The organism is Marseilla massiliensis, assembly GCF_016899855.1.
Taxonomy (GTDB): domain Bacteria; phylum Bacteroidota; class Bacteroidia; order Bacteroidales; family Bacteroidaceae; genus Prevotella.
Window position 1 is genome coordinate 13,999 of the sequence record NZ_JACJJG010000022.1, and the last position, 25,083, is coordinate 39,081.

13 protein-coding genes and 1 pseudogene are annotated in these 25,083 nt (G+C 56.4%); 12 read left to right on the forward strand and 2 right to left on the reverse strand.

Annotated elements, in window-relative coordinates:
• Nucleotides 1-2: 2 nt before the first annotated feature.
• Nucleotides 3-934 (reverse strand): annotated as a pseudogene (locus H6A34_RS06045) (aldo/keto reductase).
• A 135-nt stretch (nt 935-1,069) separates the two neighbouring features.
• Complete coding sequence (locus H6A34_RS06050) at nt 1,070-2,959, reverse strand: DEAD/DEAH box helicase (RefSeq protein ID WP_205104155.1); 1,890 nt, start codon at nt 2,957-2,959, stop codon at nt 1,070-1,072.
• 651 nt (nt 2,960-3,610) lie between these two features.
• Here H6A34_RS06050 and H6A34_RS06055 point away from each other — a divergent pair.
• The 12 genes from H6A34_RS06055 to H6A34_RS06110 all read left to right on the forward strand — a co-directional run bounded on the left by H6A34_RS06055 (nt 3,611) and on the right by H6A34_RS06110 (nt 25,000).
• Entirely contained in the window at nt 3,611-6,757 is a 3,147-nt protein-coding gene (locus tag H6A34_RS06055) for a SusC/RagA family TonB-linked outer membrane protein (protein WP_205104157.1), read from the forward strand.
• Between the two features lie 134 nt (nt 6,758-6,891).
• Nucleotides 6,892-8,430 carry a RagB/SusD family nutrient uptake outer membrane protein gene (locus H6A34_RS06060; protein ID WP_205104159.1) on the forward strand — a complete coding sequence of 513 codons (1,539 nt, stop codon included), beginning with the start codon at nt 6,892-6,894 and terminating at the stop codon, nt 8,428-8,430.
• A gap of 23 nt (nt 8,431-8,453) precedes the next feature.
• Nucleotides 8,454-10,331 (forward strand): hypothetical protein, encoded by a 1,878-nt coding sequence (locus H6A34_RS06065; protein WP_205104161.1) that lies wholly within the window; start codon nt 8,454-8,456, stop codon nt 10,329-10,331.
• Between the two features lie 209 nt (nt 10,332-10,540).
• The gene (locus tag H6A34_RS06070; protein ID WP_205104162.1) at nt 10,541-11,629 is read left to right on the forward strand and encodes a family 16 glycosylhydrolase; all 1,089 of its coding nucleotides are present in this window, start codon (nt 10,541-10,543) and stop codon (nt 11,627-11,629) included.
• Between the two features lie 141 nt (nt 11,630-11,770).
• Nucleotides 11,771-14,008 (forward strand): glycoside hydrolase family 3 C-terminal domain-containing protein, encoded by a 2,238-nt coding sequence (locus H6A34_RS06075; RefSeq protein WP_205104164.1) that lies wholly within the window; start codon nt 11,771-11,773, stop codon nt 14,006-14,008.
• A 214-nt stretch (nt 14,009-14,222) separates the two neighbouring features.
• The gene (gene bglX / locus H6A34_RS06080; RefSeq protein WP_205104166.1) at nt 14,223-16,475 is read left to right on the forward strand and encodes a beta-glucosidase BglX; all 2,253 of its coding nucleotides are present in this window, start codon (nt 14,223-14,225) and stop codon (nt 16,473-16,475) included.
• Nucleotides 16,476-16,729: 254 nt separating this feature from the next.
• Nucleotides 16,730-17,104, forward strand: a complete 375-nt coding sequence (gene crcB / locus H6A34_RS06085; RefSeq protein WP_205104168.1) for a fluoride efflux transporter CrcB — start codon at nt 16,730-16,732, stop codon at nt 17,102-17,104.
• Between the two features lie 101 nt (nt 17,105-17,205).
• Nucleotides 17,206-18,378 carry a TlpA disulfide reductase family protein gene (locus tag H6A34_RS06090; RefSeq protein ID WP_205104170.1) on the forward strand — a complete coding sequence of 391 codons (1,173 nt, stop codon included), beginning with the start codon at nt 17,206-17,208 and terminating at the stop codon, nt 18,376-18,378.
• A gap of 200 nt (nt 18,379-18,578) precedes the next feature.
• Nucleotides 18,579-21,887, forward strand: coding sequence for a TonB-dependent receptor (locus H6A34_RS06095; protein ID WP_205104171.1), 3,309 nt, complete (start codon nt 18,579-18,581; stop codon nt 21,885-21,887).
• Nucleotides 21,888-21,978: 91 nt separating this feature from the next.
• On the forward strand, nt 21,979-23,163 hold the full coding sequence (locus H6A34_RS06100; RefSeq protein WP_338088633.1) for an alkaline phosphatase family protein: 1,185 nt from the start codon (nt 21,979-21,981) through the stop codon (nt 23,161-23,163).
• Nucleotides 23,164-23,377: 214 nt separating this feature from the next.
• A complete protein-coding gene (locus H6A34_RS06105) occupies nt 23,378-24,337 on the forward strand; it encodes a transporter (protein WP_021947675.1) in 960 nt (319 codons plus the stop codon).
• A 111-nt stretch (nt 24,338-24,448) separates the two neighbouring features.
• Nucleotides 24,449-25,000, forward strand: a complete 552-nt coding sequence (locus H6A34_RS06110; RefSeq protein WP_205104173.1) for a DUF3332 domain-containing protein — start codon at nt 24,449-24,451, stop codon at nt 24,998-25,000.
• The last annotated feature ends 83 nt before the right edge of the window (nt 25,001-25,083 follow it).

Sequence of the window (25,083 nt, forward strand, 5' to 3'; positions counted from 1 at the left end):
TATCAGGTGTTTGCCCATCTCACCCGCATTTGGTCGCCGATAATTTCCTGTACTTCCTTTACCAGTTCACTGTCCATAGGCTCGTTGACGTAGCCTATGTTCTTGAGCACGTTGTCGGGATTTGCCGAGCTGAAGAGCGTCGTTGCAATGCGAGGATTGCTTGTCGAGTATTGTACGGCGAGCTTCTCTATCGGGTAGTTCCTTGCCTCGCAGTGTTCGGCTGCGCGCCGGCATGCCTGCTTGAGTGATTCGGGGGCCGGGTGCCAGGCGGGAGCTCCGCGTCTCGACAGCAGCCCCATTGAGAACGGTGACGCGTTGACCACACCTACGCCGTTGGCCTCGAAGAAGTCGAGATAGTCCAACAGCATCTCGTCGTTGAGGCTGTAATGGCAGAAGTTGAGCACTGACTCGACCGTGCCGGCCGGTACATGCTCGATTACCCATTTCAGGTTTTCGGGCTGAAGGTCGGTTATGCCGACATGTCCCACCACTCCCTTGTCGCGCAACGCGACGAGCGCGGGGAGCGTTTCGTTGACGATTTGGTTGAGGTCGGCGAACTCGACGTCGTGTACGTTAATAAGGTCGATGTAGTCAATGTTCAGCCGTTCCATGCTTTCGTACACGCTGTCGGTTACGCGCTTGGCCGAATAGTCCCAGGTGTTGACGCCATCCTTGCCGTAACGCCCTACTTTCGTGGACAGGTAGTACTTGTCCCTCGGTATTTCCTTGAGGGCTTTCCCGAGCACTGTCTCGGCCTTGTAGTGGCCGTAGTAGGGAGATACGTCGATGAAGTTTATGCCGTTGTCGACGGCAGTGTGCACGGCACGTATGCCTTCCGCCTCGCGTATGTCGTGGAATACGCCGCCGAGCGACGACGCTCCGAATCCGAGGTTTACACACGCATGCCTGTTTTTCCTAATTCGTTGTAAACCATAGTATTAAAGATTATGTTTTAGATATATGACGAATTGCTGCCGGTTTTGTAACGGGTTGTGTCCGTATTTTTTTCGTTCCGGCAGCAATTACGTTATTGTGGTTAGTGTTTTTTCAAGGTATGTGTGTCCGTATGTTATTTTTTTGGCTTGCGGCGTGCCCATCCTTCCTCGCTGAAGTCGGGCTCTTCGCCTACCAGCCTGACGTCGTTGCCGCCTTTGTTGAAGAACTGTCGCCAGTCTTCGTTATTGCCGTTGTCCGCCTTTCCGTCGTTGCCTTTCCTGCCCTTGCGCTCCTTGCGCGGGGCGTTGGCGTCGTCGCGGCGGCGCGACTGCTTGCCCTTATCGCCGTATTTGTCGTCCTTGCGGCCGCCGCGGCGTGAGCCTGAGTTGCCTCTGTCGGCGTCGTTGCAGCGCACCTGGCGCCCTTTGTATGTAGTGCCGTCGAGAGCTCGCATGACCTTCTCGGCGTCTTTTTCGGGCACTTCGAAGTACGCCATCTTGCTCATCAGGTCGATGGCGCCTATCTCCTGGCGTCCTTCGCGCATGTTGCGGTTGACGAACTGCATCAGCTCGCCGGGGTAGAAGCCGTCGGCCTTGCCAAGGTTGATGAACAGGCGGCGGTAGCCGGCCTCTGCCTTGTGCGTGCGCTTGCGCTCGTCGCTGGTGCGCTCCTTCTTTTTCTTCTCGCCGCGCGCCGCGGGTTTCTCTATCTCGGGCGCGTCGGCGTAGTACGCCAGGAAGCGTCCGAACTCGAGGCTTACTATCTTCTTTATCACGTCTTCCTTGTCGATGAACTCGAAGTAGCGGTTGATGTCGGTCATGAAGGGGGCTATCTCCTCCTCGTTGACGTCGGTCTTGACTATCTGGTCCATCACCTTGTAGAGCTGTTTCTTGCATATCTCCTCGGCCGATGGTATGTCCGCCTGTACGAACTGTTTGCCGATGGTCTTCTCTATGGCGCGTATCTTCGACTTCTCGCGTGTGTGCACGATTGAGATTGACGTTCCTTTCTTGCCGGCGCGGCCTGTTCGTCCGCTGCGGTGGGTGTAGCTCTCGATGTCGTCGGGCAGTCCGTAGTTGATTACGTGTGTCAGGTCGTCGACGTCAAGTCCGCGCGCCGCCACGTCGGTGGCCACGAGCAGCTGCGTGAGGTGCTGGCGGAACTTCTGCATGGTGAGGTCGCGCTGTGCCTGCGAGAGGTCTCCGTGCAGCGACTCGGCGTTGTATCCGTCGTGTATGAGCTTGTCGGCCACCTCCTGCGTCTCGCGCTTCGTGCGGCAGAATATTATGGCGAATATCTTTGGGTAGTAGTCAACGATACGCTTCAGGGCGAGGTATTTGTCCTTGGCGTTGACCATATAATATATGTGGTTGACGTGCTCGGCGCCCTCGTTGCGGCTGCCCACTACTATCTCTTTCGGCTCGCGCAGGTAGTTGCGGGCTATTTTCTCTATCTCCTTGCTCATCGTTGCCGAGAAGAGCAGCGTGTTGCGGTCTTCGGGCACACCCTCGAGTATCTCGTCAATGCTTTCTGAGAAGCCCATGTTGAGCATTTCGTCGGCCTCGTCGAGCACTACGTTCTTCACTGCCTCGAGCTTCGCGGCGCCGCGGTTCATCAGGTCGATGAGGCGTCCCGGGGTGGCCACGATGATTTGCGCGCCGTGCTTCAGGGCGCGGATCTGGTTCTCGATGGACGTTCCGCCGTAGACGGGCACTACGTTGATGCCGTCCATATACTTTGAAAAGTCTTTCAGGTCGTCGGCAATCTGGAGGCATAGCTCGCGCGTGGGGCTTAGCACGAGGGCCTGCGTCTGGCGTACGCGGGCGTCGGTGCGCTGCAGTACGGGTATGCCGAAGGCGGCCGTCTTGCCCGTGCCGGTCTGCGCCAGGGCTATTACGTCGTTCCTGTTACCGAGCAAATAGGGGATAACTTCTTCCTGTACGGGCATGGGCTGTTCAAAGCCCAGCTCCTCGATGGCGCGGCGAATCTCCTCGCTTACGCCTAATTCTTCAAATGTCTTCAATATAAAATAATTATGTGTGAAAAGCGGCTGGATGTTCCGGAGTGTGTAGCCTTCATCCGGACACATTCTCCGCCACGCTGCAAAGATAGTATAAAAAAACTTAAAAGCAAAACAAAAAGACGGAAAGTGAAAGAATTTCAGCGCTTGCCGTGTAACGGCTTGACTGTCAACGCTTTTGCCATATGCCGCCTTTTAGCGCGTGAAAGGCGGCCTTTTGGCGTGCGATTGACGGCCTTTTAGTCTGCAAAAGACCGTCAATAACGCCTCGAATACATCTCAATCCATTTAACGAGATATCAAAACGGTTTCTTGGTTCCGTCCATCCGAACGGCTGATTAACCATGTACCGGATTTTGTCTGCGGTCCTGATTATTCCATAGCCGGTCGTAATTGATGCACGGAAAATGCGGATTTTCTTTTCCGATTATGCTAAAATCTATTAATAAGTGTATATTTTATAATTATTATCCGTCCACTTTTTCATCAAAGCATGCGTTTACTTAAAGTGTTGATAACAAGTGTTTTGCGTGACTCATGTCGCATGTATGTATCCACTTTTTATATTTGCGGGCTTTTTTTGTGCCGGCCTTTTAAATAAATTTGCTGTCGGGAAAAGTGAAAATACCTAAACAAAAACCAAATCTTTTATCAATGAAACAATGTAAGTATTTTATCCTGACGTTGCTGGTATCACTGGTATCGCTCGCCGCGTCCGCGCAGGACTTCGTCTGCACGGGACAGATAGTCGACGACCAGGGAATGCCGGTAATCGGCGCTTCGGTGTTCCAGAAAGGAACTTCTAAAGGAGCTGTTTCTGACTTAGACGGAAACTTTAAGTTGCAAGTGCCCGAGGGCAGCGACATCACCGTCTCGTACATCGGTTACAAAAGCGTTGAGGCCAAGGCGGCTGCCAACATGCACATAGTGCTGCATGAGGACAACGCGACCCTCAACGAGCTCGTTGTAGTAGGTTACGGCGTGCAGAAGAAGAGCGTCGTGACCGCGTCAATAGCCAAGGTGGGCTCTGATGAGCTGGGCATGACGGCCCCCGTCCGCATGGACAACGCCCTCAAGGGCCTCGCCGCCGGCGTAACCGTAACATCGTCGTCAGGACAGCCCGGAGCGGCAGCTCAGATACGTGTGCGCGGTATCGGTACCATAAACGACTCCGACCCGCTCTACATCGTCGACGGAATGCCTATCGAGGGCGGCCTCGACTACGTCAACCCGAGCGACATCGAGAGTATAGAGGTGCTCAAGGACGCCGCCTCAGGCGCTATTTACGGTGCGCGCGCCGCCAACGGTGTGGTACTTGTCACAACCAAGAGCGGCAAGAAAGGCAAGGTGAAGGTCAATTACAACTTCTCGTACGGATGGCAGAGCAAGTGGCATAAGCGCGACGTGCTTAACGCCACCGAGTACGCCGTGATGATGAACGAGGGTTACATCAACGCCGGCATGGACATGCCCTATGCCGATCCTTACTCTTACGGCGAGGGCACCGACTGGCAGGACGAGCTGTTCTACGACAACGCTCCCGTGATGAATCACGACATAACTGTTAGCGGAGCGTCGGACAAGATTAACTATTACCTCTCGCTCGGGTACTACACTCAGGAAGGTATAATCGGCGGAAACTTCGACCGTTCCAACTATCAGCGCCTCTCACTGCGCAGCAACACCAAGTATAACGTCTTTGACGAGTCGAAGACGCGCAACTGGCTCAACAAGCTCGACGTCACCGTCAACCTGTCCTACGCCCGCGTTAAGTCGAAAGACATCGAGGTAAACTCGCAGTGGGGCTCGCCGCTCGGCTCTGCCCTGGCCCTCTCGCCGATACTTACCTCTACGCTTTCGGGGGCCGCTGCCGACGAGCAGGACGCTTATTACAGCAAGCAGCAGGAAGGTTATTACCGCCCGATATACGCTCCTAACGGCCAGCCTTACACCATTCCCGGCGCCGCGTACAACGAGATGGTCAACCCGATGATGGCCCTATCGCTGCCCGGAGCACAGAACTGGAGCCATAAGTTCGTGGCCAACTTTGCCGCCGAACTGCAGATATGGGACGGCCTGAAGTATCGAATATCCTACGGTGCCGACATGTCCTTCTGGGGCAACGAGGGCCACACCCTTACTTATTACCTGTCAGGCAACAACCGCTCGAACAAGACCGCGGCCAGCCAGGAGAGCGACCGCGGCACCGTATGGCAGATAGAGAACGTCCTGACATACGACAAGACCATCGGCGACCACACCTTCAACATCGTGCTCGGACAGTCGGCCATGAAGAACACGGGATGGACTCTCGGCGCAAGCCGCAACTATCTTATCGACGTTAACAAGCCTTACATCAACTTCGCGAGCGGACTTGCCGAGAACGGCGACCGCGACGGGTGGGGCGGACCGTCAAATCCGCACACGCTGTCGTCAATGTTCGCCCGTCTGAGCTATAACTACGCCGAGCGCTACATGCTCCAGGCTACGGTGCGCCGCGACGGTTCGAGCCGCTTCGGGTCGAACAACAAGTACGCTACCTTCCCCTCTTTCTCGCTGGGCTGGAACGTCACCAATGAGCCTTATCTACAGAAGATACGCCCGAGCTGGCTGTCAAACATGAAGGTACGCTTCAGCTGGGGTAAGAACGGTAACGAGAACATAGACGACTTCCGCTACATCGTGCTCACCACGACAGGCAACAACTACATATTCGGTAACGGCGAGAACGTCATAAACGGCGTTAAGCCCAACGGTCTCTCCAACCAAAACCTCAAGTGGGAGGAGTCTGTACAGACCGACATAGGCCTCGACCTGGGCTTCTTCAACAACGCCCTGACCTTCACCGTCGACTATTATAAGAAGACCACCGACGGCATGCTCATGACCATGGCCATACCTTCATATGTGGGAGAGACGCTCCCCATAGGCAACGTGGGCAAGATGGAGAACTCCGGAGTGGAGTTCGAGCTGGGATACAAGTTCAACATCGCCGACGCCACGTTCAACATCCGCGGCAACGCCTCGTACCTGAAGAACAAGCTTATCAATCTCGGTAACGACACCGGTTACGCCAACTACGACACCTTCCAGAGCGTCGGCACCATCACGAGAGCCTCCAACGGCGAGCCTTTCCCGTACTTCTACGGACTCAAGACGGCAGGCATCTTCCAGACATGGGACGAGGTCAACTCTTACGTCAACGACGAAGGCGCCCTTATCCAGCCTGATGCACAGCCCGGATACGTACGCTTCGTCGACGTTAACGGCGACGGACAGATAGACGACAACGACCGTACAAAGATAGGCAAGGGCATGCCCGACTGGACCTTCGGCTTCAACCTCACCGCCGCATGGCGTGGTTTCGACTTCGCGATGATGTGGCAGGGCACGGCCGGCAACGACGTATTCGACGCCACCAGGCGTATAGACATCCGCTCTACCAACCTCCCTTCATACATGCTCGACCGCTGGACAGGCCCCGGAACGTCTGACAAGTACCCCGTATTCATCGTCGGCGACTCGTCGGACAACTGGAAATCGTCTGACCTCTACGTCTACGACGGCTCTTACCTGCGCCTGAAGAACATCGAATTAGGCTACACCCTGCCGCAGAGTCTTACCCAAAAGGTGTTCATCAACAGGCTGCGTCTGTACGTATCCGCCGAGAACCTCTTTACGTTTACCAAGTACCACGGCTTCGATCCGGAAATATCTTCCGGCGGAACGTCGCTTGGTGTCGACTACGGAGTTTACCCGCAGGCACGTGTATGGCGCGTAGGTTTCAACCTTGAATTTTAATATATGGTTATGAGTCAATGCGGTTGTAAGGCCGTGCGGTTGTAAGATATATCCCAAAACCTTAAAACCGCGGAGCCCGAATACCTTAAAACCGCAAAGCCTCAAGACCTCAAAACCGTAAAACCGAATAAACAATGAAAACAAACAAGATATTCGCGGGCCTGCTGCTGGCCGCGTCTGTGGTGAGCGTTGGTTGCAGCGACGACTTCCTCGAGGTCACTCCGCCGACGCAAAACCCGATAGAAGAATACTATACAACCGAGGAACACGTGTACGAGGCGCTGGTTGCCGCCTACGACCCTCTGCACTGGCCCGACTGGAACGGGTCGCAGTATAACCCTGTAAACATAATGAGCGACATCATGGCCGACGACATCTGGGTGGGCGGTTCCGACCGTACCGACAACCAGTTCTGGCATCTTATGATGAACTACGAGGCCAATCCGGAGAACTGTATGTCAGGACTTTGGACGTGCGAGTTCACCGGCATTAAGCGCTGTAACGACGTGCTGACCTACATAGGGTGGGCGGCCGACGACATAAGCGCCGAGAATCAGGCACTGTTCAACGCCCAGGCGCGAGTGCTCAGGGCGTATTACTACAACAACCTGTGGAAGTTCTGGGGCAACATACCTTTCTATATGGAGAACCTCGAGTTCCCGTATCTGGCCGAGCAGAGGACTGCCGACGAGGTGTATGACGCCGTGATAACCGACCTTGAGGACGTAATTGACGCCAACGTGTTGCCGATGAGGTGGGAGGACACCTCGACTGAGGACAACGTGGGCAAGGTGTCGCAGGCCATGGCGTATATGCTTTACGCCGAGATGGTGATGTATCAGAACGACGACAGCCGCTATCAGAAGGCCTTGGGGTACATGCAGGACATCATCAGCTCAACGGAATACCAGCTCATGCGCCCGTATTCGGCCATCTTCGAGGAGACTGGCGAGTGGGGCTCGGAGTCTATTTTCGAGATTAACTACAAGTCGCAGAACGCCGTGCGCTCGTATAACGGCCCGTTGGTAGCCGGCGGAACGATACTTCCGCGCCTGATAACACCTTACGGATACTCGGCTAATGCGGGCGACACCGAGGGCATTGACCAGGGCTGGGGCTTCTGTCCGGTGCGACTGGAGACGTACGACATGTACGCCGAGGGCGACCAGAGGCGCGACGTGACCTGCTTCGACGCCAACGCCCACGGCACCTACGAGCACCGCTATCAGGACACGGGCTACTTCCTCGGCAAGTATATCGCTAAGACGGCCAACCTCGAAGGACAGCTGGCCGACGGCGACCTCAACTTCAACAACAACCTGCGCATATACCGTTATGCCGAGACTCTTCTCAATGCCGCCGAGCTTCTCGTGCGCACGGGAGGCGACACGGGGCTCGCGAGCCAGTACCTCAACGAGGTGCACGGCCGTTCGGGACTGACCGATACGGTTGACCCGACCATCGAGAACATCATCAACGAGCGCCGCCTCGAGTTCGTTGGCGAGGGCAAGCGCTACTGGGACCTCGTGCGTACGGGCATGGCCGCCACCACGCTGCGCCCCGACTCGTACGGCTACCGCACCAATACGTGGAGCGAAAGCAAGAAGTACCTGCCAATACCGCAGGCCGAGATTGACGCCGCGCAGGGCACGCTGACGCAGAACAATTATTAACCTTACACTAAAACGAACGTGAAATGAAAAAGCTAAAGTATTATATATACGGAGCGATAGGTGCCATGGCGCTGCCGCTTGCGCTGTCATCGTGCTCGCCTGACGACATCGACGGACTGAACGAGAACAACCTTCCTTTGGCAGAACAGACGCGTGTGACGGTTGACGTCGACCAGGAGACCAACCAGGTGACGTTCAACATGGAGGGCGACGGTATCTACCCGATATGGTACATGACGTGGGAGAGCGCCAACCCGTACTCCACCGTCAACGGATACACCAAGATTGTCAACAACGCCGGCGACTATGTGCTCAACTACCGCGTGGGCAACCGTAACGGCATGAGCCAGGGCATGGGCTCGGTAACGTTCCACATCGACAACTCGCTGGTTAACTTTGACATGTACCTGACAATGCTTTCGGGCAAGACATGGCGCATAGCAAGCGAGGAGGCGGGCCATCTCGGCTGTGGCGAATCCGGCACCGACGGACTCGGATTGTACTCGGCACAGCCCAACGAGAAGGAGGCCAACGGCATATATGATGACGAACTGACCTTCTCTTCGGACTATACCTATACGTACAGCCCCGGCGATGACGGGCTCGTGTTCGTCAACACGGGATGTACGGTAATGCCCGGCAACCCCGGCGACGGCAACGACTTCGACACCCAGGCCGAGCCGCAGACGGCCACTTTCCAGCTTGTCGGTGAGGGCGACGACGTCTACCTCGTGCTGCCGGCGGGCACGCTCTTTCCCTACATCTCGTGCGACAACCAGTATAACGACCCGCGCTTCCGCATAGAGAGCATTACGGGCTCGCGCCTCGTGCTCGTGTATGACGACGGCACGATAGCCTGGCACTACATACTTACGAGCCAGGAGGCTGGCGGTGGAACGTTCGACGGCTTCGACCCTGACAGCGAATACAACATGTTCAAGAACTGTACGTTCACAAATTCGTACTACTACGCGCCGGGATGGACGCAGATAGCTGACCCCGTGATGACGCAGGACGGCAACTCGTTCACCTTCTCGCTGCCCGAGGCTACTTCGGAAACGTGGCAGGCACAGGCCCTGTTCCACACCGACATGACCACCGCCGCCACGTCAAACTACGACTTCAGCTGTAAGCTCATGTCGACGACTGACCACGGCAACGTAACCGTAAAGCTGTGTGATACGAACAACTCGGGCGTCTACTACTTCGAGGAGAAAGTGTCGCTCAAGGCCTACGAGGAGTACGTGTTCTACAAGAGCGACATGCCGGGTATCGACATTTCGCAGATTGACGTTGTATTCGACTTCGGCGGCAACGCTGCCAATACTGACGTAACGGTGAGCGACATTGTGCTGAAAGACCATGCCAACGACGACGGACGCACGCCTCCCGCCGTAGAGGAGGACGACACCCAGTACATCTACGACGCCGAGACCAACCTCTGGAAGACCCACGTTGACGATGGCGACAACTACACCGCGTCGTTCTACTACGCTCCCGGCTGGACACAGATAGCCGACCCGGCGTTCACCGGCACGGGCGGAACGTACACCGTAGCGCTGCCATCAGCCACCACCGACCAGTGGCAGGCGCAGGTAATGCTGACAACCGACATACCGGCTGAGGCCGACACGAAGTACGACTTCAGCTGCACGCTGATGTCTGACAAGGCGCTGCCGCGCGCAACGGTAAAGCTGACTGACAGCGCAGACGATAACAACTACCTCTGCCTTGAGACTCCGGCGCTCAGCCCTTATGAGGAATATGTGGTTAAGGTGCCGGCAGCCACGATGACCGTAGGCGCGGCAAGTGCGCTTAAGCTGGTGTTCGACTTCGGCGGCAACGCTGACAACACGAACATCACCATCAACAACATCGTATTGCAGAAAACGGTGGAGTAAAGAAGCATAGCATACCTGTTTCATTATAGCCCGTGGACCCGAGCTTTGCGAAAGACCGCTTTTCGGCCTGCAAAAGACGGCCTTTTACACGGTGGAAGACGGCAAACGGCAACGTGAAAGACGGCCTTCTGCAAAGCCTTGGGCCACAGGGCGTTACGTAACGGGTAAATGACATAATTGCAAAACGTAACTAAAAACCACAAAAGAAAATGAAGACAAAGATGATACTAAGCATGTTCCTGACCGCCGCCTTGTGCCTGACAGGGTGCAGCGACGACCGAGACACCACTTACGCGCCCGACAACCAGACGGTAGAGTTGTCGCAGACGGAGTTCAACCTCACGCCCGATGCCGGCACGTTCACCGTCAACGTCACCACCGACCGCGAGTTTGCGGCCTACACCAGCGACGACTGGCTGAGCGTGACGCCAGCCAATACCGTAAGCCATAGCGAGACCCTGACCGTAACCGTGCAGGAGAACGCCGACACGGAGGCACGCACCGGCTACGTAACCGTATTGTGCGGCGGCACGCGCAAGAGCGTTACCGTCAACCAGCAGGGCGTAGAGCCCGATGAGCCTGATATCGTTGGGCCTGAAGGCTACACCCTCGTGTGGAACGACGAGTTCAACGGCACGGAGCTCGGCGGCGACTGGACATACGAGATACAGGGCCCGGGCTGGGTCAACAACGAGTTGCAGAGCTACGTCAAGGATGAGGACGTGACCGTCGTGTCGGACGGTACGCTGAAGATAAACCTCATGCAGGACGGCGACGACGTCAAGTCGGCACGCCTCTACGCCGAGCGCAACACCGGCTGGCAGTACGGCTACATAGAGGCACGCATCAAGCTGCCAGAGGGTAAGGGCACATGGCCCGCGTTCTGGATGATGCCCGTCAACTATACCAGCTGGCCGGCCGACGGCGAGATAGACATCATGGAGCACGTGGGATATAACGCCAACGTAATCCATTCCACAATCCACTGCAACAAGTACAACAACACAGGCACGTCCATAGAGACGGCCAGCGTAAGCGTGCCCACGGCCACGTCGGACTTCCATACGTATGCCTGCGAGTGGACAGCGGAGAAGATGACCTTCTACGTTGACGGCCAGGAGCTGCTCACGTACGCCAACGACGGTACGGGCACTGACGCGTGGCCTTTCGACGCCCCGTTCTACGTTATCCTAAACCTTGCGTGGGGCGGCGACTGGGGCGGCCAGCAGGGCGTTGACGAGACCTGCCTGCCTGCCACGATGGAGGTTGACTACGTGCGCGTGTTCCAGAAACAGTAACCGTAGCTTGTTCAGTCAATATATAATGTAAAAAGGATGGAGGCGCCGTGAGGTAACGTGTGCTTTTCATCCTTTTTCATTTCCTTCGTGTCGTTTTTTTTTATATCTTTGCACAAGAAATACCATAAAAAACTAACCGAAATGAGAATACTTAAAGTTTTGGCATTGGTCTTCCTTCCCGCGCTATGCTCCGTTGGCGGGCATGCCCAGGCCCTGCCAGTCTACCTTGACGACACCAAACCGATGGAGGAACGTGTCGAGGACGCTTTAAGGCGCATGACGCTCGACGAGAAAATCGCCGTAATCCACGCCCAGAGCAAGTTCAGCTCGCCCGGCGTGGCACGTCTCGGCATACCCGAGTTCTGGACCGACGACGGCCCGCACGGCGTACGTCCCGACGTGCTTTGGGACGAGTGGATGCAGGCCGGACAGACTAACGACTCGTGCGTGGCATTCCCCGCGCTGACGTGTCTTGCCGCCACGTGGAACCCGCGGATGTCGCTCGTCTACGGCGTGGCGCTCGGCGAGGAGGCCCGCTACCGCAAGAAAGACATGATTCTTGGCCCGGGCGTCAACATCCTGCGCACCCCGCTCGGCGGACGCAACTTCGAGTACATGGGCGAAGACCCGTATCTCGCCTCGAGGATGGTGGTGCCGTACATCATCGGACTCCAGTCCAACGGCGTCAGCGCGTGCGTAAAGCACTTCGCACTGAACAACGACGAGGAGTACCGCCACCAGGTAAACGCCATCGTTGACGACCGCGCGCTGCACGAGATATACCTTCCAGCCTTCAAGGCGGCCGTGAAGGACGGCCACGCATGGGCCCTCATGGGCGGTTACAACCTGTACAAGGACCAGCACAACTGCCACAACCGCTACCTTCTTATGGACATACTGAAGGGCGACTGGGCGTTTGACGGCGTGGTAGTGAGCGACTGGGGCGGTACGCACGACACCCGCCAGGCCATCGAGAACGGCCTCGACTTGGAGTTCGGGACATGGACCGACGGCCTCGCCTTCGGCGCTTCCAACGCTTACGACAATTACTACATGGCGCGTCCGTACCGTGAGCTCATCCGTAAGGGCGAATATACCACCAAGGAACTTGACGACAAGGTGCGCCGTGTGCTGCGCCTCTTCTACCGTACCACGATGAAGCGCCACCGCCGTCTCGGCTCGATGAACTCCGAGGCCCACTATGCTACGGCCCGCCGCATAGCCGGCGAGGGTATCGTTTTGCTCAAGAACGATGGCGGAGTGCTGCCTCTTGACACCACGAAGGCGCTCCGTGTGCTCGTGGTTGGCGAGAACGCGATCAAGATGATGACCGTAGGCGGCGGCAGCTCGTCGCTGAAGGTGCAGCGCGAGACCCTTCCGCTTGAGGGCATGCGCAGCCTGCTGGGCGACAATATACGCGTGGAGTATGCCCGTGGATACGTAGGCGATACCACCGGCGAGTATAACGGGGTGGTAGCCAAGCAGAAACTCTATGACCCGCGCACTCCCGACGAGCTGATAGCCGAAGCCGTGGCGAAGGCCAAGGAGGCCGACTGCGTAGTGGTGTTCGGCGGACTTAACAAGAGCGACTACCAGGATGCGGAGGGTCACGACCGCAAGCAGTACGGCCTGCCGTACGGGCAGGACCGCCTGGTTGAGGCTTTGGCCGAGGCAAACAAGAACCTCGTGTTCGTCAACATATCAGGAAATCCCGTGGCCATGCCGTGGCTTGACAATGTGGCGGCCGTAGTGCAGGGCTGGTTCCTGGGCTCTACGGCGGGCGAGGCGCTGGCCGACGTGCTTACGGGACGTGTCAACCCGTCGGGCAAGCTGCCGTACACATGGTGGCGGAGTCTTGACGACGTGCCGGCGCATAAGCTCGGTACGTATCCCGGAACATGGCGCGAAGACAAGAAGATAATAGACGAGGAGTACAAGGAAGGCATATTCGTAGGCTACCGCTGGGTGGACAAGGAGAAGACGAAGACCCTCTTCGCGTTCGGCCACGGCCTGAGCTATACCTCCTTTAATATAGGTAAGGCCACGGCGGACAAGTCGTCGCTCAGCCTGGGCGACAGCATAACGTTCACCGTGCCGGTTACCAATACGGGCGCTAAGGCCGGCTCGGAGGTTGTGCAGCTGTACGTGCGCGACTGCAAGTCGTCGCTTGCGCGTCCCTATAAGGAGCTAAAGGCCTTCTCGAAAGTGAGCCTCGCGCCTGGCGAGACCAAGCAGGTGAGCCTGACGATAGGCCGCGACGCCCTCAGCTTCTACGACGACAAGGCCGGACAGTGGACGGCAGAGCCGGGACAGTTTGAGGCCCTTATCGGCAATGCCTCTGACAATATAACCCAGAAAGTGAAGTTTACTTTAATGTAATTTTACGTCAGGAGTTAGTGAATAATGGAGTCAATGAGTCAAGACGAATGCCTCGTTAAGTGGAGAATGGATAATGCAAAGTGAAGATTTTATTATGAAAAATACAGGTCTGCTTGCTTATTCTTGTTCATTTGGCAATGCATTCGTCATGACTCGTTGACTCCATTACTTCTTAACTCCTTTAACCTCATAGCACAAAACGATTATGAAACCAATGAAGAAAGCAATCTTTTCGGCTGCGCTTGGGCTTCTTTCGCTCTCCGCTACGGCGCAAGATGCAGCAATGGACAAGTTTGTCGACGACCTTATGTCGCGCATGACTCTCGAGGAGAAGATAGGCCAGCTCAACCTGCAGGTGGCCGGCGACATAACCACCGGCCAGGCCCAGGACACCCAGGTGGCCGGGCTTGTCAAGGCAGGCAAGATGGGTGGAGTGTTCAACCTGAAGGGAGTGGAGAAGATACGCGAGCTCCAGAAGATGGCCGTCGAGCAGAGCCGGATGGGCATTCCGCTGCTCGTGGGCATGGACGTAATCCATGGTTACGAGACGATATTCCCCATCCCGTTCGCCCTCTCGTGCTCGTGGAACATGGAGGCCGTTGAGGAGGCTGCCCGCATCGCGGCCAAGGAGGCTTCGGCCGACGGCATTAACTGGGTGTTCAGCCCGATGGTCGACATCTGCGTTGACGCCCGCTGGGGCCGCATATCCGAGGGTAACGGCGAGGATCCGTACCTTGGCTCGCAGATAGCCAGGGCCATGATACGCGGATACCAGGGCGACTATTCGAGCCGTGAGAACGTTATGGCCTGCCTGAAGCACTACGCGCTGTACGGCGCCGTTGAGGCCGGGCTGGACTATAACACCGTAGACATGAGCCGCCTGCGCATGTACAACCAGTATTTCCCGCCGTACAAGGCTGCCGTCGAGGAGGGTACGGGCAGCGTGATGTCGTCGTTCAACATCGTTGACGGCGTGCCCGCGACGGCTAACCGCTGGCTGCTCGACGACGTGCTGCGCAAGCAGTGGAAGTTTGACGGCTTCGTGGCTACCGACTATGGGTCGATAGGCGAGATGTTGCCGCACGGCGTCGGCGGCGACCTGAAGCATGCCTCGGCCTTGGCGCTGACGGCAGGTACTGACATGGACATGTGCTCGATGGGCTTCATCGGCACGCTGGAACAGTCGGTCAAGGACGGCACCGTGAGCGAGGAGGCCGTCAATACGGCCTGCCGCCGGGTGCTCGAGGCTAAGTATAAGCTGGGACTTTTCAAGGACCCGTACAAGTATTGCGACGTAAAGAGGCGCAAGACCGACATCTTCACTGCCGAAAACCGCGCGGCCGCGCGCCGCATAGCCGCCGAGACGTTCGTGCTGCTGAAGAACAAGGCGGACCTTCTTCCGCTGAAGAAGCAGGGCAGGATAGCCCTCATAGGCCCGCTTGCCGACACCCGCGCCAACATGGCCGGCACGTGGTGCGTGGCTTATACGCCCGACAAGTACTCAACGCTGAAGGAGGGATTCGAGCGCGCCCTGAAGGGCAAGGCCGAGCTGCTGTATGCCCAGGGGTGCAACCTCATGGCCGACTCGGCGCGCCAGCGCGCGGCGGAGTTCGGCAAGACGATTGCCCGGGGCGACGATGCGCGGCTAAAGGCCGAGGCTATTGAGACGGCAAGGCAGGCCGACGTCATCGTGTGCGCCATGGGCGAGAGTGCCGACATGTCGGGCGAGTGCGCCAGCAGGAGCGACCTGCGCCTGCCCGACGTGCAGCGTGAGCTGCTCGCCGAGCTGGTAAAGCTGGGCAAGCCGGTGGTCATGCTCAATTTCTCGGGCCGTCCTACGGTGCTCACTTGGGAAGAGGCTAACGTCGACGCGATACTTAACGTATGGTTCGGAGGCAGCGAGGCGGCCGACGCCATCTGCGACGTTGTGTTCGGCGACGTGGCTCCGTCTGGCCGTCTCACGATGACTTTCCCGCGCGCTACGGGCCAGGTGCCGATGTATTATAACCACCTGAACACGGGACGCCCCGTGCCAGAGGGAACAAAGGACTTCCGCAAGTATGCCACCAACTGGCTCGACAACGTGAACGACCCGCTGTATCCCTTCGGCTACGGACTGACGTACACCACGTTCAGCTACGGCAAGCCGACGGTTACCGGTTCGGGCCGCACGTTCAAGGCTTCCGTCACCGTGACCAACACCGGCGGCAGGGACGCCGTAGAGGTTGTGCAGCTATACGTGCGCGACCCCGTGGCCTCCATTGCCCGCCCCGTAAAGGAGCTCAAGGGCTTCAGCCGCGTAACGCTCAAGGCTGGCGAGAGCCGCCAGGTGACGTTCGACATAACAGAGAAGGACCTGTCGTATTATGACGCCGAGGGGCGCTTGGTGTTCGAGCCGGGCGTGTTCAGCATAATGCTCGGCCACGACAGCTCGTCGCTACAGTCGGTGGACATCAACGCCGAGTAGGCTTGTGTCGTAACCTGCTGTTACCCAATATGTTGCAAAAGGCCGTCTTTCACTCTGCGAAAGGCGGCCTTTTGTCGTGTAAAACATGGCCTTTCGCGTTGCCGTTGACGGCATATCGGGTTCATCCGCAAATCAGTCGGATTGCAGGAGGCGATGGCCTGCCTTTGTGGATGATGCATGTTGACGGCCGCAATGTGCGGTTGCGCCGGCAGATTTATTTTGGCGTTACGCATATTTTATATACCTTTGCATCCATGTTGAAGAACATTCTGATCGTAGCCGTCGGCGGGGCGGTAGGCAGCGTGGCGCGTTACCTGCTGTCAAGGCTGGTTCAGGGCACTGTGCTTTCGGCCTTCCCGTTGGGCACCATGGCCGTCAACGTGGCCGGCTGCCTGCTCATAGGCCTGGTGTGCGGCCTGTCGGAGGGCGAAGGCTCGCCCGTTACGCCCGACGTAAAGCTGCTGCTCACGGTGGGCTTTTGCGGCGGACCGACCACCTTCAGCACGTTCATGAACGAGTCGCTCTCGCTCGTCAAGGCCGGCGACGTGCTGCTCTGCGCCCTCTATATCGGCGCCAGTGTAGCCTTGGGGCTGCTCGCCGTGGCTGCAGGATGGCACCTGGCCAAGTAGCGGCGCGGGCAAACATCAGGCCATTATTTTGCCGTTACGCAGATTTATTGTAACTTTGCAGGCGTTGGTTTTCGACGCAAAACATAATAAACACGAAGATAATGAAACAGTCATTAACACATTTGCCGGCCCTGGTGGCCGCGGCCCTGATGGCGGTGGGCCTCGCCTCGTGCGACAACAAGAAGTTCCGCGTTGACGGAACAATCACCGACGCCAAGGACTCCGTGCTCTATTTCGAGAACATGAGCCTTGACGGCCCCGTGGCAATCGACTCCGTCAAGCTCGGCGACGACGGTGCGTTCAGCTTCAGCGAGAAGTCGCCCGAGGCGCCCGAATTCTACCGCCTGCGCATTGCCGGACAGATTATCAACCTCAGCGTTGACTCTACCGAGACCATCACCGTCAAGGCCGCGTATCCCACTATGGCCACCGGCTATACGGTGGAAGGCTCGCCCGAGTGCGCAACCATCAAAGAACTGGCCCTCAAGCAAATCGACCTGCTCGGGCGCGTACTGGCCGTCGAGCGCAACAACACCCTCGGCTTCGACCAGACGCGCGACAGCGTGGCACGCATGATAGAGGCCTACAAGCACGAAATAAAGCTGAACTACATATTCAAGGCGCCAATGCGGCCGTCGTCGTACTTCGCCCTCTTCCAGACACTCGGCAGCCGGCTGATATTCGACCCGCGCGAGAGCGAGGACGACATCAAGGCCTTCGCGGCCGTGGCTACCAGCTGGGATACATACCACCCCAACTCGATAAGGGGCAAGAACCTGCACAACATAGCCATACAAGGCATGAGAAACGTGCGCATAGTGCGCAACCAGCGCGCAGCGCAGGCCATAGACGCCAGCAAGGTCAACACGACCAACATAATCGACATAGCCCTGCTCGACAACAAAGGGCAGGCACGCCGCCTGACAGACCTCAAGGGCAAGGTGGTAATGCTCGACTTCCACGTGTTCGGGGCGGATGGCTCTACAAAGCGCATAATGCAGATGCGCGACATATATAATAAGTATCACGGGCGCGGACTGGAGATATACCAGATATCGCTCGACCCCGACGAGCACTTCTGGAAGACCCAGACGGCAGCCCTGCCGTGGATAAGCGTGCGCGACCCGCAGGGTATACAGTCGAACAACCTCGTCCTCTACAACGTACGCTCGATACCTACGTTCTTCCTCATAGACAAGACCAACACCCTGAGGAAGCGCGACGCTCAGGTAAAAGACCTCGACGCCGAGATACAGGCGCTGCTGGCAGAGTGATTTATTTATAAGGAATTAAAGAAGTTAAAGGAGTTATTGCAGGGAGCGATAACTCCTTTAACTTCTTTAACTCCTAAATGAAAACTTCTTTAACTGCTAAGAAAAAAACATTATCTTAAACTAATTGTAACATCTTTTCACCATGATATTAGTAATTTTGCCGATGTTTTCAAGATATTAAACAAAATTATTTAAATGTTATGGTAAAAAGAATGCGATTATTCTTGGCGGCCATCATGCTTGTTATGGCAGCCGCAGTGAACGCCCAGATTACCACCTCGTCGATGGCGGGACAAGTCAGCGACGACCAGGGCGAGGACGTAATCGGCGCTACAATCAGGGTTACACACGTTCCTTCAGGAACAACCTACAACGCCGTCACCAACTCCGACGGACGTTGGGCCATCCAAGGTATGCGTGTGGGAGGCCCCTACACGGTTAAGGTTACCTACATCGGTTACGCCGAAAAGACAATCGAGGGCGTCAGCCTGCAGCTCGGTGAGACCTACAACCTCAACGTAAAGATGTCTGAAGACGTCAACGAGCTGGGCGAAGTGGTTGTAGTAGGCAACGGCTCGAAGTTCTCCGCAGAGAAGACCGGCGCCACAACAAACATCTCCAACGCGCAAATCACCGCGCTGCCCACCGTCAACCGCAGTATAGAGGACATAGCGCGCCTCTCTCCGTATGCCAACGGCATGAGCTTCGCCGGCGGTGACGGACGCTCTACCAACTTCACCCTCGACGGCGCGAACCTCAACAACAACTTCGGACTTTCCGACGGTCTGCCCGGAGGTGGCAACCCAATCTCAATGGAGGCTATCGACGAAGTGCAGGTGGTTATCGCCCCGTTCGACGTTCGCCAGACCAATTTCATCGGCGGAGGTATCAATGCCGTAACAAAGTCGGGTACCAACACCTTCAAGGGTACGGCGTATGTTTACCACACAAACGAGAACATGCACGGCAACCGCATTGGTAACTCTGACCTCAGCGAGCGCGGAACCAACCGCACGACTACCTACGGTTTCACACTCGGCGGCCCAATCATAAAGGATAAGCTGTTTTTCTTCGCCAACGCAGAATATTCAAAGATGCCTACCGTTGTTACACGTTGGCGTGCAACTACCAATGTCGGTGACGACGGAAAAGGTGTTGCCGTGCCAGACAACTATATCTCCCGTACGCTCGTTTCGGACATGCAGAGAGTGCAGGACTTCATGATGGAGCGGTACGGTTACGACACTGGCTCATATAATTCTTTCCCGTCGACGGGCGATAATCTCAAGCTTCTCGGCCGTGTTGACTGGAACATAACCAACAACCACCATTTGGCCGTACGCTATAACTATACTACTAACACGGTATGGAATCCCGTAAACGGCAACTCTTCGGATACAGGTTACCGCCTGCGTGACATGGACCGTATGTCACAATACTCAATGGCGTTCGCCAACACGATGTATTCGCAGGACAACACGGTGAGCACCGTATCTGCCGACCTTAACAGCCGTTTCGGCAACAACATATCAAACCAGCTGCTCTTTACTTACACTTATATTAATGACGAGCGCGGTTCAAACTCTTCTCCGTTCCCGTTCATCGACATTATGAACGGATACGAGACTGCGGCTGACGGCACCGTGACGCAAGACCTTACGCCGTACATGAGCCTCGGATACGAGTTGTTCACCCATAACAACCGTGTACAGAACAAGATTACTACCATAACGGACAACTTCACGTACTATCTCGGCGCCCACAAGCTCACTGCCGGCTTCAGCTTTGAGCACCAGTTGGCAAATAACTCATACATGCGTAATGGTACGGGATACTACCGTTACCGTTCACTTGACGACTTCCTCAGCGGCGCTGCGCCTGAGACTGTCGGTATAAGTTACGGTTATGACGGCAACACTGACCCCAAGGCAGAGGTTGCATTCAATCAGTACGGACTCTATCTGCAGGACGAGTGGAACGTACTCGAGAACCTTAAGCTCACTGGCGGTATACGTTTCGACATGCTGACGTTCAACAGCGACGACCTGATGCGTAACAACGCAATCTACGAACTTGACTTCGGCGGCCGCCATATCGACACCGGCGTATGGCCTGACAACAACGTACAAATATCTCCGCGTATTGGTTTCACATGGGATGTGTTCAACGACAAGCGCCTGAAAGTGCGTGGTGGTACTGGTCTTTTCGCAGGACGTCTGCCTTTGGTGTTCTTCACCAACATGCCAACCAACTCAGGAATGATACAGAACCTTGTACATGCCGACACACGTTACGGCTCTAACGGAGTGGTAGAAAGTGTAGACTCAAGACTGCAGAATTTCGCCGGAGGCATTGTAACCGACGTAAACCAGATACGCGAACTGCTTGGCGCTCCTGAATCAATCGACGCTAACGGCACTGTTCCGAGCGAGATTGCAGGTGTTGACAAGGACTTCAAGATGCCGCAGGTATGGAAGACTTCAATCGCAGTCGACTACCAGGTGCCCGTGTCTTTCCCGCTGACGCTTACCGGAGAGTTCACCTATACCAAGAAAATCAATGACGTAAAGCTTGATAACTACAACATTCGCCCAGTTGACGAGACATGGCAGAGACTGCAAGGCGCCGACAACCGCCTTATCTACCCTGACAACTACCGTTACTACAGCAACTTCAGCAACGCTTGCGTGCTGACCAACACGCATAAGGGTTACGGCTGGACACTCAACTTTACTGCTACGGCAGAGCCTATAAAGGACCTTCACCTTATGGCGGCTTACACCCACACGGTGATGAAGGAAGTGTCGGGCATGCCCGGAAGTAACGCCAGCTCGGCATGGTCTGGCCTCTATACAGTGGACGGACCTAACCATGCGCAGTTGCAGAATTCGCGCTATGTCATTCCTGACCGTATCATCGCGTCGGCAAGCTATACTTACCACAACGATCACTTCACCCTGTTCTACACTGGCTACAGACCTCAGGGATACACTTTCACTTATTCAAGCGACATCAACGGTGACGGTAACAAAACTGACCTGATGTATATCCCGAGGGATGACAGCGAAATAAACTTCACCACAGAGGCTGACCGTGAGGCTTTCTGGAACTTCGTAAACCAGGACGACTACCTTAAGAACCACAAGGGTGAGTACGCTGAGGCTTACTCTGCGCATGCTCCTTGGGTTCACCGCTTCGACTTCCGTTGGGCTCATGACTTCAACCTTAAGGTAGGAAAGACAATGCACAAGCTGCAGCTTACCGCCGACTTCATGAACATCGGTAACCTCTTCAACTCGAAGTGGGGTGTTGAGAAGAACATGAGCGGATGCAACAAAGGCGCCATCCTTAGCGTAGACAAGGTTGAGAACGGTGTGCCTTACTTCTCGATGTACAAGTACACCAACAACGAGGGCGAGCGTGTGCCGCCTACAAGCACTTGGTCGTTCGACCGCAACTACAGCCAGTGCTGGCAGTTGCAGATAGGCGTGAAGTATTACTTCAACTAATTTCTGACAACAACACTTAATACGAAGGAGCAGGAGGAATGGCCTTATGGCACGTTTCACTTGCTCCTTTTCATATTCAAGAGATATCAAGATGATGAGAAGACTCGCTTTATTTTTGCTGCTTTTCGTTGCCCTCGGCGCCGATGCCGGGCGGCATTACACGGTGATTGTCTCGCTCGACGGTTTCCGCTGGGACTACCCGCTGATGTACGATACGCCGTTTCTCGACTCGCTCGGGCGCGAGGGCGTTAGGGCGGTAATGCGCCCGTCGTTCCCCTCGAAGACGTTTCCCAACCATTATACGCTGGCCACGGGCCTCGTGCCCGACCATCACGGCATTATCGCCAACCGCTTCTACGACGTGGCCTCGGGCCGCACGTACAGCATAGGCGACACGCTGACGGCCAAGGACCCGTCGTTCTACGGCGGCGAGCCGGTATGGATTACTGCCGGCAGGCAGGGCCTGAAGGCGGGCGTGGTGTACTGGCCGGGCTCCGACGTTGCCATACAGGGGCGCTATCCCGACTATTGGCAGGACTACGCCCGGCAGCCGCGGCTGTCGTTTCCTGAGCGCGTAGCCGAGGTGGAGCGGCTCATGAAGCTGCCCGAAGGCGAGCGCCCGCAGCTTGTTATGGCGTATTTTGAATATCCCGACTACCAGGGTCATGACCACGGCCCGGCCTCCATTGAGGTCAGGGCGGCCGTTGAGGGCCTCGACCGCCTGCTTGGCATGCTGTATGGCGACCTGCGCAAGCTGCCCTACGGGGCCGACATCAACTTTATCGTGACCTCCGACCACGGCATGGCGCAGACCTCGCCGGAGCGTATCGTGCGCCTCTCCGACTATCTTGAGGACGGCTGGTGCGAGCGCGTTCTGCCCGACCTGCCTGCGCTCGTATTCCCCGCCAAGGGCCACGAGGACGACATCATGAAGGCGCTCGACGGCGTGCCGCATATCCGCGCATGGCGCAAGAAGGACGTGCCGGCGTATCTTAATTACGGTACCGACCGCAACATCGCGCCCATAGTAGTGCTGCCCGACGAGGGGTGGACGGTGTCCGAGAACGGAAAGGTGAATCCCGGCAGCCACGGTTACGACCCTACGTCGCCGCAGATGAACGTCATCTTCCGTGCCGCAGGCCCCGACTTCAAGCGTGGCTATGTAAAGAGTGGCACGTTCGACAACACCGCAGTGTATCCCACGCTGTGCCGGCTGCTCGGCATTGAGCCGGCACAGTGCGACGGCAAGGTGGCTGCCGACCTGCTCGCCGAGTGACGCACGTTATGCCGTTCGCGGCCTTTTGCGCCGCAAGAGGCCGTCAAACGCACGCCGAAAGGCCGTCTTTCACACGCTGAAAGACGGCCTTTCGCAATGCGCTAAGCGCCAGGCGGTTACGCGGGCGTCCCGGTTTTTTGCAAATATTGGCCGCCATGGCCGCCGTAATATGAATATTATTCTTACTTTTGCAGAGTTTTTCAAAAGCATTACAATGGGAATAATAAAGTTCGTAAAGGAATGGACGCTGCCCTGCGCAATGGTGTTCGGCGCGGCCATGTACCTGCTGTTCACCGAGATTCCGGCCCTCGTGCCCTTCGGCCATATGGCCGGTCCGTGGTTTATCGAAATCCTGCCGGTGCTTATTTTCATGACGCTCTACGTCACGTTCTGCAAGATACGCCTGCACGACCTGCGCCTGCACACGTGGCACGTGTGGATGCAGGTTATACGTATAGCCATGGCCGTAGCGCTCGTTTTCGCCATAATGAACACTACTGACAACACGCTGCGCCTGGCCTTGGAGGGGGCTTTCGCCTGCGTGATATGCCCCACGGCCTCGGCCGCCGCCGTGGTGACCGAGAAACTGGGCGGCAGCATTGCCTCGATGACCGTCTACACGCTGATAGACAACGCCGTTACGGCCCTGCTCGTGCCGCTGCTCTTCCCCATGGTCGAGAAGCACGCCGACGTTACTTTCATGTCGTCGTTCGCCACAATACTGCAGCGCACGGCCGTGGTGCTCGTCCTGCCCTTCGTATGCGCGATGGCCACGCGCCGCTGGCTGCCGCGGATGGCCAAGGCGATAAAGGACTGCCGCAACCTGGGCTTCTACTTCTGGGCCGTCAACCTGTCCATAGTCATGGGCATGACGCTGCACAACATCTTCACCGCCGGCATATCGTGGCTCTCGATGACGGCGCTTATCGTCGTTCCGGCCGTGGTCACGCTGCTGCTCTTCGGCACGGGCAAGGCCGTCGGGAGGCATTACGGCGACAGCGTGGACGGCGGCCAGGCGCTCGGCCAGAAGAACACCGGCGTGGGCATTTGGCTCGTAATGGTCTACCTTAACCCCGTAGTCGCCATAGCGCCTTGCGCCTACGTGGTATGGCAGAACACGCTCAACTCGTGGCAGCTGTGGTGCATGGAGAAGTACGGACGGCTGAAGTGGTAGCTCGTGGAGCGTGGCGCGGCCCCTTTTTTGTTTTTTTATGACAATATTTCCTGCCGTCTCGTTAAAAACCATTAGATTTGTAACCGGTTATATTACATAAACAAACATCTTATGACAAACAAGACATTAAAATCACTCACGGCTCTCATGATAGGCGCATGCCTCATGAGCTCGTGTATCGGTTCGTTCGGACTGTTCAACAAGGTGCTCGACTGGAACAAGCAGGCCACGGGCAACAAGTTCCTCAACTGGCTGATTTTCATACTCATCTCGCCCGCCTACGTGCTGTGCGGAGTGGCCGATATCCTGGTAATCAACAGCATAGAGTTCTGGTCGGGAGACAATCCCCTGGCCGAGAACGTTGGCAAGACGGAGAACGTAATGGGCAGCGACGGCAAGCTGTATGCCGTCACCACGCTTGAAAACGGTTACGAAGTGAAGGCTCCGGACGGCAAAATCGTCAACTTCGTTTACGACAAGACGGAGGACACCTGGTCGATGGTGCAGGACGGAAAGAAGACCAAACTGCTGAAGATGAAGGGTAAGGACACCGCCGAGATATACCTCAAGGACGGCTCTTCGATGGACGTCGCCCTTGACGAGCAGGGCATGTTCAACGCCCGCATGGCCGTGAACGACGGAATGTATTTCGCGTTCAGGTAGTAATTCAGGAGTTAAGGAGTTAGGGAGTAAAGGAGTTAAGACAAATGTCTTGATTATTTGCAGCAATAGGTCAAATTGGCCGA